The organism is Devosia alba (assembly GCF_039938915.1).
Lineage (GTDB): Bacteria > Pseudomonadota > Alphaproteobacteria > Rhizobiales > Devosiaceae > Devosia > Devosia alba.
This window is the reverse complement of record NZ_JBDUUI010000128.1, coordinates 1-249: the sequence shown is the minus strand read 5'-3', so window position 1 is coordinate 249 and position 249 is coordinate 1. Positions and strand designations below refer to the sequence as shown.

Sequence of the window (249 nt, the reverse complement as noted above, 5' to 3'; positions counted from 1 at the left end):
CAGGAGTCAGCCGGGTATTGTACTGGACCCGCTCCAGCAGCCTGGCCAGCGGCGCATGGCCGCTGGCCAGGCTTTCCAGAACCCGCACACCATGATTCAGGTCCCGGAAGCGCTGCACATCCACCCGGCTCAGTGCGCCCCGCCAGGTCTTGCTATAGCGCTCGGCATACAGCTTTTGCAGATTGGTCAGTAGTTCGGATTCATCCGCCTGGCTGAAGTTGACGTCCTCCCGCCGACCGAGCACCCAGG

1 protein-coding gene is annotated in these 249 nt (G+C 63.5%); it reads right to left on the bottom strand.

The features are described from left to right. Positions 1-249 (bottom strand): ImcF-related family protein (locus ABFY71_RS19045; protein ID WP_347947448.1); only part of this gene is annotated, 249 nt, incomplete at both ends.